This is a genomic window from Clostridium neonatale, assembly GCF_900465025.1.
Classification (GTDB): domain Bacteria; phylum Bacillota; class Clostridia; order Clostridiales; family Clostridiaceae; genus Clostridium; species Clostridium neonatale.
On record NZ_UICR01000002.1, the window covers coordinates 359,382 to 375,923 of the forward strand.

15 protein-coding genes are annotated in these 16,542 nt (G+C 28.5%); 1 reads left to right on the plus strand and 14 read right to left on the minus strand.

Annotation, left to right across the window (positions count from 1 at the left end; genetic code table 11):
* Window positions 1-213: 213 nt before the first annotated feature.
* The 3 genes from CNEONATNEC86_RS13270 to yaaA form a co-directional block, all read right to left on the minus strand.
* On the minus strand, window positions 214-1,629 hold the full coding sequence (locus tag CNEONATNEC86_RS13270; RefSeq protein ID WP_058296926.1) for a potassium/proton antiporter: 1,416 nt from the start codon (window positions 1,627-1,629) through the stop codon (window positions 214-216).
* 426 nt (window positions 1,630-2,055) lie between these two features.
* The gene (locus CNEONATNEC86_RS13275) at window positions 2,056-2,973 is read right to left on the minus strand and encodes a ribonuclease Z (protein WP_159136179.1); all 918 of its coding nucleotides are present in this window, start codon (window positions 2,971-2,973) and stop codon (window positions 2,056-2,058) included.
* Window positions 2,974-2,989: 16 nt separating this feature from the next.
* On the minus strand, window positions 2,990-3,778 hold the full coding sequence (gene yaaA, locus CNEONATNEC86_RS13280) for a peroxide stress protein YaaA (protein WP_159136180.1): 789 nt from the start codon (window positions 3,776-3,778) through the stop codon (window positions 2,990-2,992).
* A gap of 176 nt (window positions 3,779-3,954) precedes the next feature.
* Here yaaA and CNEONATNEC86_RS21300 point away from each other — a divergent pair, with 176 nt between their 5' ends.
* Window positions 3,955-4,110 carry a hypothetical protein gene (locus CNEONATNEC86_RS21300; RefSeq protein WP_097919300.1) on the plus strand — a complete coding sequence of 52 codons (156 nt, stop codon included), beginning with the start codon at window positions 3,955-3,957 and terminating at the stop codon, window positions 4,108-4,110.
* Between the two features lie 295 nt (window positions 4,111-4,405).
* On the opposite strand, the gene CNEONATNEC86_RS13285 is transcribed toward CNEONATNEC86_RS21300, so the two are convergent.
* The 11 genes from CNEONATNEC86_RS13285 to CNEONATNEC86_RS13325 all read right to left on the minus strand — a co-directional run bounded on the left by CNEONATNEC86_RS13285 (window position 4,406) and on the right by CNEONATNEC86_RS13325 (window position 16,384).
* Window positions 4,406-4,639: a hypothetical protein gene (locus tag CNEONATNEC86_RS13285; protein WP_058295660.1), complete on the minus strand. Its 234-nt coding sequence runs from the start codon at window positions 4,637-4,639 to the stop codon at window positions 4,406-4,408.
* 159 nt (window positions 4,640-4,798) lie between these two features.
* Window positions 4,799-5,314, minus strand: a complete 516-nt coding sequence (locus tag CNEONATNEC86_RS13290) for a cysteine hydrolase family protein (RefSeq protein WP_058295661.1) — start codon at window positions 5,312-5,314, stop codon at window positions 4,799-4,801.
* A 91-nt stretch (window positions 5,315-5,405) separates the two neighbouring features.
* Window positions 5,406-5,975 (minus strand): thioester domain-containing protein, encoded by a 570-nt coding sequence (locus tag CNEONATNEC86_RS13295; RefSeq protein ID WP_159136181.1) that lies wholly within the window; start codon window positions 5,973-5,975, stop codon window positions 5,406-5,408.
* 82 nt (window positions 5,976-6,057) lie between these two features.
* Window positions 6,058-6,813: an exodeoxyribonuclease III gene (locus tag CNEONATNEC86_RS13300; protein WP_159136182.1), complete on the minus strand. Its 756-nt coding sequence runs from the start codon at window positions 6,811-6,813 to the stop codon at window positions 6,058-6,060.
* Window positions 6,814-7,039: 226 nt separating this feature from the next.
* Window positions 7,040-7,318 (minus strand): ketopantoate reductase family protein, encoded by a 279-nt coding sequence (locus tag CNEONATNEC86_RS21945; RefSeq protein WP_321023838.1) that lies wholly within the window; start codon window positions 7,316-7,318, stop codon window positions 7,040-7,042.
* Window positions 7,315-7,980 carry a ketopantoate reductase family protein gene (locus CNEONATNEC86_RS21950; RefSeq protein WP_321023837.1) on the minus strand — a complete coding sequence of 222 codons (666 nt, stop codon included), beginning with the start codon at window positions 7,978-7,980 and terminating at the stop codon, window positions 7,315-7,317. The genes CNEONATNEC86_RS21945 and CNEONATNEC86_RS21950 overlap by 4 nt, the downstream gene beginning before the upstream one ends.
* 245 nt (window positions 7,981-8,225) lie before the next feature.
* Entirely contained in the window at window positions 8,226-9,314 is a 1,089-nt protein-coding gene (locus tag CNEONATNEC86_RS13310; protein WP_125149903.1) for an ATP-binding protein, read from the minus strand.
* 571 nt (window positions 9,315-9,885) lie between these two features.
* Window positions 9,886-11,910 (minus strand): YgiQ family radical SAM protein, encoded by a 2,025-nt coding sequence (locus CNEONATNEC86_RS13315; protein ID WP_159136183.1) that lies wholly within the window; start codon window positions 11,908-11,910, stop codon window positions 9,886-9,888.
* A 177-nt stretch (window positions 11,911-12,087) separates the two neighbouring features.
* Window positions 12,088-12,228: a hypothetical protein gene (locus CNEONATNEC86_RS21305; RefSeq protein ID WP_172437812.1), complete on the minus strand. Its 141-nt coding sequence runs from the start codon at window positions 12,226-12,228 to the stop codon at window positions 12,088-12,090.
* Window positions 12,229-12,282: 54 nt separating this feature from the next.
* Window positions 12,283-14,139 (minus strand): ABC transporter ATP-binding protein, encoded by a 1,857-nt coding sequence (locus CNEONATNEC86_RS13320; protein WP_159136184.1) that lies wholly within the window; start codon window positions 14,137-14,139, stop codon window positions 12,283-12,285.
* Window positions 14,132-16,384 carry an ABC transporter ATP-binding protein gene (locus CNEONATNEC86_RS13325; protein WP_159136576.1) on the minus strand — a complete coding sequence of 751 codons (2,253 nt, stop codon included), beginning with the start codon at window positions 16,382-16,384 and terminating at the stop codon, window positions 14,132-14,134. The genes CNEONATNEC86_RS13320 and CNEONATNEC86_RS13325 overlap by 8 nt, the downstream gene beginning before the upstream one ends.
* Window positions 16,385-16,542: the final 158 nt, after the last annotated feature.

Sequence of the window (16,542 nt, forward strand, 5' to 3'; positions counted from 1 at the left end):
TATGAGCAAATTCACTTTTTGTATATTCTTACAAAAAATGAATTATATTTTTAATATTTTTGCTGTATAGAATAATCTTAATTTAATAAAAAAGATTCCAAAACTTGCTTTTGGAATCTTTTTGGGGACTATAATTTTTTTTAACGCATTGGACCTATCTAAATTAAAGTTCTTGACTCAATTTAGATTTTTCTTATTAAAATCTATTATTTTTTATATAGGTACACTATCAAAGCTATCACCTGCAAGTACAAGTGTATCACCTGCTTTTATCATAGTTGCACCTTTAGGGTGTAGAATTTTACCATCACGCTTTATCATTACTACAAGAACTTCGTCTGGAATATTAGCATCCATTATGGTCTTATTTGCACATTTACTCTCTTCTGTAACCTGTTTCTCAAATAATTGAGTGCTCATTTCATCTTGATAATCATTAAAGGTCTTTAACACTATAGTTTCATCATCAACAAGATCTAATTTTCTTGCTATTGTTGCAATCAACGTACCTTGAATAGAAACTGAGAATAATGCTATAAAAAACACTATATGGAATATGTCACTTTCAAGAAATGCTTTATGAGTAACTGCAAGTATAGCGAAAACTATTGATGCTGCCCCTCTTAGCCCTACCCATGATATAAATAATTGTTGTTTGATTGGTACTTTAAATGGTGTCAAAACAGCAAATGTTGAAATTGGTCTTGCAACAACAATAAGAAATATTGAAATTAAAAATCCTGGCACTGCAACATATTTTAACTGAGAAGGAAAACTTAATAATCCAAGCATAAAGAATAAGGTAATCTGCATAAGCCATGATATACCATCAAAGAACTTTACAAGACTCTTTTTATTATGAATCTTGCTATTTCCCATTATTATTCCAGCAATATATACACTTAAGTATTCATTTCCCCCAAGCCATTCACTTAATGAATAAGATAGAATAGCAATAGCAATCACAAATATTGGATACAATCCTTCAATTTCAAATTTTATATTCTTTAAAATATATGCCCCAATCTTTGAAAGTATAAATCCAACTAGTACACCAAATACTATTTGAAATACAACTGTCTTTAATAAAGATCCACTATTCCCACCTGACATAAGAGTAAGAAGCGTAATTGTAATCAGATAAGCACACGGATCATTACTTCCGCTTTCTACCTCTAAAATAGATGCTAATCCTCCCTTTAAATTCAATTTTTGTGAACGTAATATTGAAAATACGGATGCTGCATCAGTAGATGCAACTACTGCGCCCACAAGTAGCCCTTCTAAAATAGTAACTTTAAGAACTAAAGTACAAAATAATCCTGTTACTACAGATGTAATTATTACACCAACTGTTGACATTAATAATGCTTTTGGAAATTCTGGCTTGGCCATTTTCCAATTAGTACAAAATCCGCCATAAAACATTATGAACAATAATGCAAATGAACCTACTTTTCCTGCAAGATTATAGTCACTGAACTGAATTCCTACAATTCCTTCACTGCCAAACAACATGCCTAAAATCATGAATATTAATAGCGATGGAACTCCAAATTTATATAATGCTTTAGTTGAAAAGATACATATAAGAAGCACTAATGACATTAAAATCATCGTTATTGTCATACTCATAGTCATCTTCTTAATCTTCCTTTCTTTGATAAATTAATATTGCATAATAATTGAATTTTTTATTTTAAATTCTTTCATTTATAATTAATATAACATACTATACATTTTTATGTCAATTTATAAAATGTTAATATTTATATTCTATATATGTATTTTTATTTGATTTATTAGCATTATTTAACTTATTTAAGTTCTAAAAGTACTATACTGCTTTTACTCTTTCTTAGTCTGAAAAAATTATAACTTTTTCTTTTCTTAATTGCATTAATATTTTTCAAATAAATATATTTTCAATATATATCTAGTTATAGACATAAAAAAGAGAGATATTTTATATCCCTCAAAACAATTGCAACATTTTCCTTGCACTCCTGCATTTCCATGTAAATCATGAAAAATCTATTAATATTTTTCAACAAATCATACAAAGTTAACAATATCAAAAAACCTGTCATACCCAATAATAGTATGCTTAAATATATTTTTTGCATTTTCTTCGTATATTAAAGGATCATCCATAGCCGTACTAAAATGCGTCAACAGTAGCTTCTTTACATTTCCACACCTCGCCAATGTTGCTGCTTCTTTAAAAGTCATATGTTTATTTTTTATTGCTTTTGGTAAGTCTTCATCTAAGCCATATGTTCCTTCACATATAAAATAATCACTTTCTCGTATAAAATCAACCATCTCTTCTGTTGGCCTGCTATCTGTTATAATGTTAATTTTAATGCCTTTCCTATCATCGCCTTTAACAAGATGTGGTTCATATAAAATGTTATTATGTAATACGCTTTCACCATTTTGGAGAGTATTCCATAGGAATTTAGGCACATTATTTTCTATAGCCTTTTCTACATTAAACTTAGGTTTTCTTTTTATATAAAAATTATATCCTATACATGGTGCAGAATGATCAACTTCCAACGTTGAAATTACTATATCATTTTTTATATGATCATTATATATATATATTTCTTTTTTTGGGTTTTCAATTACTTCTATTTCATAAGGAAGATATGGCACTATTACTCTTAATCCATTTACTGCTTCAGTTATACCTTTTGGACCAATAATTATAATTTTCTCTTGTCTTCCACTATTACCTATTGTTCCAAGAAGTCCTGGAAGACCAATTATATGATCACCGTGAATATGAGTAATACAAATAACATCTATGCTTTTAAAGCCACTATTACACATTCGCATTGACACTTGTGTTCCTTCACCACAATCGACTAGAATTTTTCTTCCTCTATAAGTCAATAATATCGCTGATAAAAACCTATTAGGCATTGGCATTCCACCACCTGTGCCTAGAAGAGTTAAGTCCACCATATACAACCTCTCCCTTTTAATCTATTGAAAATATCTTATTGTCTCTAGTAAATACTAATTCATTACTCTTAGATAATTCTTCATTGTATTCATATCCTTCAACATCAAATTTCTTTATTTCTTCAATTGTTTCAATTTGATTTTTTATTATAAACGAGCTCATAAGCCCTCTTGCTCTTTTAGCTTTAACTGTTACTATTTTATATTTATCATCTTTTAATTCTTTGAAAGCTATATTTATAACTTCAACGTCCTTAAATTCACTTATTTTTTCAATAGACTTAAAATATTCATTTGATGCTAAGTTTATAATTTTCTTTTCCTTATGACTTTTAAGTTCCTCATATAATCTATTTATAATTTTATCATTCCAAAATTCATAAAGATTTTTATACTCATTAAACTTTAATTTTGTTCCCATTTCTAATCTATAAAAATTAATTCCATCAAATGGTCTAAGCACTCCATATAATCCACTTAATATTCTAAGATGATCATTAGCATAAAAATAATCTTCCACATTGTAGCTTCCTATATCAAGGCCTCTATAGGCTTCACCTTTAAATGCTAGTGAACATTGAATAGCATTATCTAAGCTTTCATCCCATTCTTGAAATTTTTCTTTATTTATAAATGCCAATTTGTTACTTATTTTCATAAGCTTTTCTAAAGAAATAACATCATAAGTCTTTAATTCTTCTACTAAACTTCTTGCTTCTTTTATAAAATATGGACTAGTCATTGGTAAATCATTATTTTTTTTATTAAAATCCAGCGTTTTAGCTGGAGAAAGTACTACTAACATCAGTTTCTCCTATTCTCTCTTTTATATAATTAATATTAATAATTTTCTTATTAATATTATACATTATTAATATTTAATATCAATTAACAATATTTTTTCTTAACACAAATTACTATATTATTTGTAGCCATTGAGTGGAATACTAAAAATGAAATATTTTTAAGGAGATGATATGCATGAAAAATAATAACAGTAGAGATTATTCCAAAAAGAGTTATTTAAGAAATGGTAGTAAAACTCAAGGACAATATTCAAAAAGCAGCTTTAACACTACAATTGAAGCGCCTGGTATAAACGAAAGCGGTGCAGAAGCTAAAAAACGTGGTTTTTAAAGCTTAGATTTTTTAACTCATTTTAAATATATTATGTAATATTAGAGTTTGGTGGATAACAATTCAAATCCAATATATCATATGCTATATTTTAGGAAGACTTAATCTATAAAAGATGTTTTTCCTAGCACTTCATTTAATAATATTAACAAATGAGTTTAAATGAAACAAAGAAATAAAGCTCTCACGTGCTGCAGAGTCTTTGCATTTGGTGTAAATTGCTTAACTCAGCAAGAAACTTGAGAGCTTTATTTCGATTATTTCTCAATAAACTCTGATGTTACATTGTTTTAATTTAATTATTTAACATTTTTAGTAAGTCTTCTACAGTATGTTTGGCTTGCTTAGGTAAACTATCTAAAGCCTTTTGTCTTTGAGCTTCATTATTCATTTGCATTATTCTTAGTACTTCCTGTTGAAGTCCTGGAATCCTATTTAAGTCAGCAACCGCTTTGTTAAATCTATTAGCAAAGTTCGGATCTTGCGCTATTCTTCTTTGGAGTTTCATTATTAATTGATAGCCATTCATTTTCTTATTTGGCCTCCCATAAAACAACATTACTATATATTTTATATTATTCATTTATTTAATAAAGGTTCATGTTGTTTATAGAATAATAAAAGGAACTGCTTTAAAGTAATCCTTCCTTTGAATGCAGTTCCTAAATTGAAAATTGCAATATACATTTTAAATGTATGCTATTCCATATTGTTCTAGCCTCTTGCTAATTTTATTTATTTTATGTGGATAAGCCGTACCCACACTATTTCTTAATATATTTACCTTTAAATTAAGTTTTCTAGCCCCTTCTGCAGTCTTAGCTATGCAGCAGCTTCCATCGACACCTACTAATTCTATGTGTGTAATACCTTTTTCATTAATAAACTTAACTAAATTTTTGTTTTTAAATGCATTTTGAGTTTGTTTTTCAAAATAGTTTTCTGAAACTATTTTTATTTTTGCGTCAATTTTAGCGCCAAAGCTGCCTGAGATTCCATATTTAGCAAACTTCCTGTAAAAAAAGTTATTCGGAAAAACTGTTGTCACATAGATAACCTCATAATTGTTTTCTTCATAAAAAGATATTCTTTCATTAATATTGTTTATCAGGTCATCAACATCATCGTAATCAAATTTCTCCTTATTCCGCTGATCTCCAATGAAATCTTCTTGAGCGTCCATAACTAAAAGTGCTTTATTCATTTATTCCCCCATCTTCCTTTTATCAAAATTATAATTTTAGCTATGTCTATATTTTATATTAGTTTAAAAATTTGTCAACACATTTGGAATTTTACCCCAATTGTGCCGGCTTAAAAATTGCAACTAGATTTTGTATAGAATTATTATTACTAATATATACTTTATTTATAGTCTTAATAGGATGAGAATATGACATTCCTTCATTATATATTTGCCTTATTGCATTTACTATATTTATATCTTCACCTGTTATTGCATTTATATCATATCCCTCTAAATAACTCCATATTGCAATTTGTGTAGCAAAATATGCTTCATTTTCATTTTTCACATTTAGCTCTTCTGGATCTTTGCTCGGATATCCAGCTGCAATAATGCTGCTTATTTCTTTTTCTGCATCTCTATCTAATATAAAAGTATGATTTGCTGGATATCCTTTATCAATTTCCAAACAATATAAAATTATATTTTCATTCTCTGCATATATTCTTTTTGCATTAATATCATATCTTCCGTATTTAACTTGAGCTATTTTGCTTTTTTCAGTATTTACTAATATTTTTTCTGGAAGTTTATTTGTATATGCACCTACAAAAATATTTAATAACATTACTCCTAAAGCTATAATAGTTAAATTTTTTATTTTTCTATTTATTTTCATAAATAAGTCCTCCTAACATATTTGAATAATGTTAGTTTGGACTTTATAGTTTCTTTTATTCATAATATAGTATTTTAAAATATTATTTTATTATAAGCTCTACTGGACAGTGGTCTGACCCCATGACTTCTGTATGTATTTTAGCGCTTTCAAGCCTATCTTCTAAGCACTTTGAAGTTAAGAAATAATCAATTCTCCATCCTGCATTGTTTTTACGGGCATTGAATCTATATGACCACCATGAATAAACACCTTCTGTATCAGGGTAAAAATATCTATAAGTATCAATAAAACCTGCATTTAAAAGATCAGTCATCTTTTCTCTTTCTTCATCTGTGAATCCTGCATTTTTTCTGTTTGATTTTGGATTCTTTAAGTCTATTTCCTTATGAGCTACATTTAAGTCTCCACATACTATTACTGGTTTATTTTCTTCTAATGATTTTAAATATTCTCTAAAGACATCTTCCCATACCATTCTATAATCAAGTCTCTCAAGTGCCGCTTTTGAATTTGGTGTATATACTGTTATAACATAATATTCATCAAACTCAAGAGTTATAACTCTTCCTTCTTTATCATGGTCAGCTATTCCAAGACCATATTTTACACTTAAAGGCTCTTTCTTTGTAAAAATAGCTGTTCCAGAATATCCTTTCTTTTCAGCATAGTTCCAATAACTTTTATATCCTGGTAAATCTAAATCTATCTGACCTTCTTGAAGCTTACTTTCTTGTATACAAAATATATCTGCATCTACTTCTTTAAAAAAGTCTAAAAAGCCTTTTGTTACACATGCTCTTAAACCATTAACATTCCATGAAATTAATTTTTTCATAATTATAAAATCCTCCTAAAGTAAAATAATAAAATAAAATTTATCATAATGATTATATTTAATAATAATTATTATATCACATAAATTATCTTCTTAAATATAATAATTAAGAATAAATAATTATGGGCTATCGCACAAAGTTTTCTACATATAGTAATGAATGATTAAATTTAAATATTATATCTTACTATGCATAATAATTAATGCGACAGACCCTTAAAGTTTTTTAAGAATAATTAAAAGCCTCTTCATTTTTATCTTCTAAAGTTTTTATCATATGGTAAAAAAGATTATTTACTGGTGTACTAATACCCAATTTACTTCCAAGGTTCATTATTGTTCCAGAAAACATTTCAACTTCTGTTTTTCTTCCTGCTTCAATATCTTGAAGTAGTGATGTTCTTGCATTTGGATTAATTTTCTTTAAAACTTCTCTTTGATCAAGTATATCATTTATAGATAAATCAATACCGAGTTTTTGTGCAATTTCAAGCACTTCATTCATGGCGCTTCTCTTACATAGTTTGCATATTCATTGCTGTGCCATGCTCCAAATGGAATTCCTAGAATTGCTGAACTTTGATTTTCAGAAACATTACACATAAACTTTCTCCATATTGCTCTAATCATATCTTTAGGAATCTTATATTTAATACCTGATTTATTAAATAAATCACTTATGGCCTTTACCCTTTCGCTTATAACTTCATTTTTCTTTTCTCCAAATTCCAAACAAGAAATTTTAGGATTATACGTTACAACATTGCCCACTTTAGTAACAGCTGCTCTTGTGACAGTATAAAGCATTTTATCTTCGCCGTATACATTTGCAACAATTTCTTCACTTTCAACTCCATTTAATAATGACATGATGATTGTATTATCACCAATTTGATTTTTAATGTCTTTTAATGCACTTTCCAATTGCATCATTTTAGTTATAACAATAACTAAATCAGCTGGATTTGTTTTTTCTTCTGGTGTGACTACCCTAAAATTATTTAATACCCCATTAATAATAATTCCTTCATTTTCTATACGTTCTTTTCTTTTTCCATCAGCAATTACTCTAAAATTATCATATCCTACTGCTTTCACTAAATTTTCTGCCATATAGCATCCAATAGCTCCAAGTCCTATTAAAGATACTGTTTTTATTTCTTTCACAGGAATCTTCCCCCCTTTTAATCGTAAATATTATATCAATTATAACACCTTATTTATAAAACAAACCATAATCAACCAATATATAGAAATATAATTAATTTGCAAATATAAAAGAGTGGATATGTTAAATAATAATCCACTCTTCTATATTTATAATTTATAGTTTATATTAAATTTTATAAAATTATTACAAATAATACATTTATCTATTTAACTAATTATTCTTATAATTTTGTTATTATATCTTAATTATCATTAGAAACATATCTATTTTTTATATTATTATATGCTGCTTTAAAGTCATCCATAGAAACATTTTCTTTTTCAGATTCTAAAGCATTAACAGCTGCCATAAAGACTATATCCTTTATATCCGCTCCACTTATGCCTTCAAATTCATCTGCTAGTACATCAAATGTTACCTCTTCATTTAATGGCATATTTTCAGGAGTATGTAATTTAAATACCTCTTTTCTTCCTTCTTTATCCGGCATTTTAAATTCTATATTGCTTAATATTCTTCTCTTAAAGGCTTCATCATAATTAGCTAAAAGATTAGTTGTAAATATAACTACTCCTTCAAACTTTTCAAGTTCTACAAGCATAACACTCCTTGTTATGTTAACTCCATAATCTGCCGATTGGCTTATATTAGTTAATCTTTTTCCAAGAAATGAATCTGCTTCTTCAAAAACTAATACAGCATTATCCGTTTTTGCCATATCAAATGCTTTTTTAATATTTTTAGGAGTTTGTCCGACATATTTCGATTCAAGATTTGCATAATTTATGGAATATATCTTTTTATCCATATATTTAGCAACAGCTTCTGCCGCCATACTTTTTCCTGTTCCTGGAGGTCCAAAGAAATTAAATACTATAGATTTTGGAAAATTATTTTTATCTCCAAATCCCCATTCTCCATATAATTTTTCTGCATGCTTTTGTATATTTAAAATGTTCATTATTTGCTTTTTTTCTTTTTCACATAAATATATATCATCTAAACTATATTTAGGAAGGTATACATCAACAAATTCTTCTTTTAATGGAGTTTCTTTTAACTCTTCATTCTTAGGAGTTTTATTAAAATTATTAATTAATTCTTCATCATTTGCTATAAGTATTCTTTTTCCAGTTGGATTATATTTTGAACTGTTATTTTCAACTGCTTTATTAATTTCACTAAAAAGCCTATCTACATTATCAACATCAAGCATAACTTCTCTGTCATCTTCCATCTTAAACTTGGCATCTAATATTGTTATTCTTGCATTTTTATATTTTCTTGTAATTGATTTTGTAAATACCTTTTCCTTTGTTAAACCAAACATATCCTTTTCCTTTCTTTAAGTTATTACCTAATTATATAAGAAATTATTTCATATATAATTAATACCTATTATTATTTCATTAATTTTCTTATATATGAATAATATCACGTAATATGTATATTATCCACTTGTATATTTTTGAAATTTAAACTTAGCACTTTAAATAAAGCGCGTACTGAGTTTACGTGGATAACAACTGAAATTCAATAAATAACTATTACTTAATTTAAAAATGCATTATTTAAAGCAATAATGTTAATACTATGAGTTTATATGAAACAAAGAAATACAGCTCTTATGTTCGGCGGAGACTTGCATTGAAAAATGAAGCTTTAGAATTTTTCATCAATGATTGTTCCAAAATTGTTTGTCCAAGGTATATTAAAGGAAACATCTTCATCGTTAGATGAAGATGGGCTATACTGCTAAGTTCGTACCTCACTAAGCATTATATGCCTTGGAGCAAACAGTTTTGGAACAATCATTTATGTTTAAATTCTTGACTTCATTTTTATAGCAAGCGAGCTGAACATGAGAGCTTCATTTCGGTTGTTATCAACCAAATTCTTAATTAACGTGACCTTCTTAATTTATTATTAGATTTTAATGTATTTTTCTTTTTACTTCTGCCAGAATCCAAACCTTTGCTTTTTGATGATTTGCCTGACTCTAAATTTCTGCCTTTAGTTTTTTTATTATTTTCTTGAAGATTTTTTGACTTATTTCTAACATCATTATTGCTATTATTTTTTCTTTTAGCCAAACTCTTCTGACTGTACTTATTATTTGAATCAAATTTATCTCTTATAAGACACTTTGGTCCATCTCCAATTAAATCTGTTCTTCCTGCTTCAGTTAAAGCTTCATAGACAAGATTATAATATTTAGGATTTCTATATTGAAGAAGAGCCCTCTGCATTGATTTTTCATGTTTAGTTTTTGGAACATACACTTCCTTCATTGTAATTGGATCTATTCCAGTGTAATAAATTGTAGTAGATGGTGTTCCTGGCGTTGGATAAAAATCCTGAACCTGCTCTGGATGATAATTTATATCTCTTAAATATTCAGCCAGTTCAATTGCACATTCAAGAGTGCTTCCTGGATGAGAAGACATTAAATATGGAACTATGTACTGTTTCTTACCAAGCTTCTTGGTTATCTTCTCAAACTTTGCAACAAACTTATCATAAGTATCACCACTTGGCTTACCCATATATTTTAGTACTTCTGCACTTACGTGTTCTGGTGCAACTTTAAGCTGACCACTTACATGATGCTCAACAAGCTCTTTAAAGAATGTATCATCTTTATCAGCCATTATGTAATCATATCTAAGCCCAGAACGAACAAACGCCTTTTTAACTCCTGGAACCTTTCTTATACTTCTAAGTAAATCTAAATATTCACTATGATCTACATCCATGTTCTTACATACAGATGGAGATAAACATTCCTTACCTTTACATGCGCCAAAAGCTAACTGTTTGCTGCATGCTGGCTGTCTAAAGTTTGCTGTTGGTCCTCCAACATCATGAATATATCCTTTAAAATCTTTTAGCTTTGTAATTTGCTCTACTTCTTTTAATATTGATTCCTTACTTCTGCTTTGAACTACTCTTCCTTGATGAAGTGTTATTGCACAGAATTTGCAATCACCAAAGCATCCTCTTGAACTTACAGTACTAAATTGTACTTCTTCAATAGCAGGAACTCCTCCCTTACTTTCATATGATGGATGATATGTTTTCATATATGGAAGATCATAAACTGCATCTAATTCTTCTCTATTTAAAGGCGGCTGAGGTATATTTTGAACCATATACTTATTTCCATGCTTTTGAACAATAATCTTGCCTCTTACACTATCCTGTTCTTCATATTCTATTTTGCTTGCTTTAGCATATTTTATTTTATCAGATACAACTTCCTTATATGATGGCACTTCTATGTAACCTTCATGAATGTCATCTAAACTTTCAGTTAAATAACATGTTCCCCTTACATATGTTATATCTTTTGCACGTACTCCATTTTTTAAGCTTTCTGCTACTTCAACTATTGGTTTTTCTCCCATTCCATAAATTAAAAGATCTGCTGTGCTATCAACAAGCATTGATTTTCTAACTTTATTTTCCCAATAATCATAATGTGCAAATCTTCTAAGACTTGCTTCAACTCCGCCAATTACTATATCTATATCCTTATAAGCTTCTCTTATTTTATTACAATAAACGATTGTTGCCCTATCAGGTCTAAGGCCCATTTTCCCGCCTGGAGAATACATATCTTTTTCTCTAAGCTTTTTGGCTACTGTATAATGATTAACCATTGAATCCATATTACCTGCATTTACTAAAAACGCATACTTTGGTCTGCCTAGTCTTTGGAAATCATAAATATTATTCCAGTCTGGCTGAGGTATAATACCAACCTTATATCCATGAGCTTCTAAAACTCTTGATATAATTGCTGTTCCAAAGCTATGATGATCTATATAGCTGTCTCCTGTAACTATAACAAAGTCACATTCATCCCAGCCTCTTTCTTTCATATCTCTTCTACTTATTGGTAAAAACTTTTTTTCAGTTAACATATTTGCACCTACTTAATTTTCTTGTGTTTTTCTTTAAAGATTATAACACAAATACATAAAAAACTAATATATAAAATACACTTCCAATATATTTTTAAATAAAAAAGGTAGTGATATAATTCTATATCATCTACCGCATTATGAAAGATATACATTAATAAAAAACATGTTCTGGCTTTATTTATTCTTTTTATTTCTAACAGGAATAAATTCTGAAGTTTTATCATTTGGATCTATATATGTATAATCTCCCTCCTCAGTTTTTCTAAGTCCTAAAGATGCCATTTTCTTTTTTGTATTCTTATATTTAGTAGTCATATTTCTATTTCTCCTTTTCGTTTTCAAAATATTTCCAAGGAAATACTTAAAATATTAGTTAATCTTCTTTTCAAATTGAGAATTATATAAATTAGTATAGAAGCCATTGGCTGCCATGAGTTCTTCATGATTTCCCTGCTCTATTATATTTCCATCCTTAACAACTAAAATACGATCTGCATTTTTTATTGTAGATAGCCTATGGGCAATAACAAAACTTGTTCTGCCTCTCATAAGGTTATCCATAGCATTTTGAATTTTAAGCTCTGTCCTTGTATCCACTGAACTTGTAGCTTCATCTAAAATTAGTATTTTGGCATCAGCAAGTATTGCCCTTGCTATTGTTAAAAGCTGCTTTTGACCTTGGGAAATATTTGTACCTTCCTCGTTTAATACCATGTCATATTTTTCAGGAAGAGATTCTATATAATCATCAATTTCAGCACTCTTTGCTGCCTTAATAACTTCTTCATCACTTGCATCTAATCTTCCATATCTTATATTTTCTTTTATACTTCCATTAAAAAGCCATGTATCTTGAAGAACCATACCAAATAATTTTCTAAGTTCACGTCTGTTAAAATCTTTAATATTTATTCCATCAATAAGTATTACTCCACTATTTACATCATAAAATCTCATTAAAAGTTTTATAATCGTGCTTTTTCCCGCGCCAGTTGGTCCAACTATAGCAACCTTTTCACCTTTCTTTATTTGGGTCGTAAAGCCTTTAAGTATTATTTTATTTGGAATATACCCAAACTCAATATTTTCAAATGTAACATTTCCCTTTATATTTTCTATAGACCTCGGATTACTTACAATCTGTTCTTCTTCATCTTCATCTAAAAATTCAAATATTCTTTCTGAACATGCTGCAATTGACTGTAAAAGATTAGATACCTGGGCAATCTGACTTATTGGCTGAGTAAAGTTTCTGCTATACTGAATAAAGGATTGAATATCACCAACGGTTATTTTTCCTTTAATAGTTAAATACCCTCCTAAAATTGCTACTGCCACATATGATAAATTTCCTACAAACAGCATTACTGGCTGCATAAGACCCGATAAAAATTGTGATTTCCATGCACTTTTATAAAGCACTTCATTATCTTCATTAAATCTTTTTATTTCTTTTTCTTCTGCATTAAATAGTTTTACTATATTTTGTCCTCCATAAGTCTCTTCAATTTTGCCATTAACATGGCCTAAATATTCTTGTTGGAGTTTAAAATATTTTTGAGACTTTTTAACTATAAATGAAATTAAAAATAAAGAAATGGGTACAACCAGAAGTACGGCAAAAGTCATAGCCACATTTATAGATAACATCATAAAAAATATTCCTATTATTGTGCTTATAGAGGTTATTATCTGAGTCATGCTTTGGTTTAAACTTTGATTTAAAGTGTCTACATCATTAGTTACTATAGATAAAACTTCACCATGAGTACGCCTATCAAAATAACTCATAGGCATTCTATTTATCTTTTCACTCATTTCTTTTCTCAGCTTATATGTAAACTTTTGAGATATTCCGGTCATTATAAATCCTTGTATAAATGAAAATAGTGCGCTTAAAGCATATAAAATTATAAGTGTTAGAAGTATTTTATTTATCTTACTGAAATCAATACCTGCACCTCCAGATATTTTACTCATAAGGCCGTTAAAAAGTTCTGTTGTAGCATTTCCCATAATTTTAGGGCCTAATATAGAAAATATTGTACTGAAAATAGCAAATACAATAACTAATATAATACCTACTTTATATACACTTAGATATTTCATTAAATCTTTCATAGTTTTTTTAAAATCTTTTGCCTTTACACCTGGGGCATTACCTCTTCCCATACCCATAGGTCCCATTCCCGGCATATGTCCTTGTCTTTTGTTATTATTACTCATCTTCAAGTTCCTCCTTTGAAAGTTGTGATAAAGCTATCTGCCTATATGTTTCACAATTTTTCATAAGTTCTTTATGAGTTCCACGTCCTACTATTTTTCCTTTATCTAAAACAAGTATTAAATCTGCATTTAATACAGTACTTATTCTTTGAGCTACTATAATTGAAGTACTTCCTTTAGTTTCTTCTTTTAATGCTTTTCTAAGGGCAACATCAGTCTTGTAATCAAGTGCTGAGAAACTATCATCAAAAATAAATATTTCAGGATTTTTAGCAATTGCTCTTGCTATAGATAATCTCTGCTTTTGACCACCTGATACATTGCTTCCACCTTGTGAAATAAATGCATCATATTTTTCTTCTTTACTTTCCACAAAGTCTGTAGCCTGAGCAATTCTTACAGCTTTCTTCACTTCATCAGCATGTGCTCTTTCATTTCCATATTTAATATTTTCTTTTATGGTTCCTGAAAATAAAATTGCTTTTTGAGGAACAAATCCTATTTTTTCTCTAAGTTCATGCTGACTTACATTTTTAATATTTACACCATCCACTAATATTTGTCCTTTAGTAACATCAAAAAGTCTTGGAATCAAATTTATAAGTGTAGACTTCCCACTACCAGTACTTCCTATTATAGCTATTGTCTGACCTTTCTTTGCAGTAAATGAAATATCACTTAATGTTTCCTTATCTGAACCTGGATATGTAAAACTCACATTTTTAAATTCAACAGATCCTTTTTTGCTTACATGAAAGTTTTCTGGTCTTTCTGGATCTAGAACAGTATTATCTATGCTTAACACTTCACCTATACGTTTTGCACACACCATAGCTCTTGGAAGCAATACAGAAACCATTGAAATAAGCAGAAATGCCATAACTATCTGCATTGTATATTGTATAAATGCCATAAGATCTCCAACCTGCATTAGGCCTTCATTTATGTTGCCTGAACCTGCATAAACAATAAGTACAGTAATACCATTCATGATAAACATAAGTGCAGGCATCATTACAATCATAATTCTATTAACAAAAAGGTTGGTTTTAGTTAAATCTATATTCACGCCATCAAATCGCTTTTCTTCATGTTCTTCAGTCTGAAATGCTCTTATTACTGGGATACCAGTTAGTATTTCACGGGAAACACCATTTAATTTATCAATTAAAATTTGAACTTTTTTAAATCTTGGCATAGCCATTCCAAAAAGACTTCCAACAACCACAAGAATAGCTACGAGTGCTACTCCAATTACCCAGCTCATGCTTTTATTTGTATTTAAAACTTTAATAAATCCACCTACGCCTAGTATTGGTGCATAAAATACCATTCTTAAAAGCATTACTAAAAGAGTTTGAACTTGCTGAATATCATTTGTTGTACGTGTTATTAATGATGCTGTAGAAAATTTATTGAATTCGTTGCTTGAAAAATTCACAACCTTTCTAAATACATCTTTTCTTAATACTTTTCCAAGCTTTGCTGCTATTCTCGAAGCAAGTAATACTACTAAAACTACACTTATCATAGATAAAAATGCAAGACCAAGCATTTTTACACCAGAAGCTAATATATAATCACTCTGCATAGAATCTATATCTATACCAACTGCTATATATTCATTTCTTACATATTCAACTCCAACTTGAGAAATTAAAGAATGTGGAATACTATTTAATGAACTATTTATTTGATCAATAATAATATTCAATTGTTCTTCTGGCAGCATTTGAAGTAACTCATATATGCTTAATGAATTATTCTCAGTATCTGTTAATAAATTTGATGATATATTATTTCCTATACTTTTTGCAAATTCTGAATCACTTTCCAAAGAATAAATCATAACTACTGGTCTGCTAATTATATTACTTAAGTTATTCTCCTCATTTTTATCTAAATTTTTCTTTATATATAATGGTTCATTTTTTAGTGCTGGATACTGAGAAACATAACTATTATATTCCTTCTCTAATAAATTCTCTTTTGATATTTCCTTATAGCTATTTTCTAAAACCACTTTGTCATCATTTTTTAGAAATAACTTTATTTTATAAAATTGACTTTCTCTAATAACTTCTGGGACTAAATTTTCTATTCCACCTTGCTGTATACCTATATTTACTATTTTTGAAGTATACTCTGGAAGAGAAAGATCACAGGTTGCTTGTATTATTAATAATATAACCACTAAAATTATTGCGCCTATTGATTGTTTTAAATATTTTATCACCTTTGACATAACCTTCATCTTTCCTCTCTTGTATTTATGAACAAAGTTTAATATATATACTATCTTGTGTTAATAAATACAAGTTATTCTTAATATGTTGATGAAAATTATTGTATTCATAGTAATATTTATATTAAATTTTAGAGCTATTCTTATAATTTAAAATT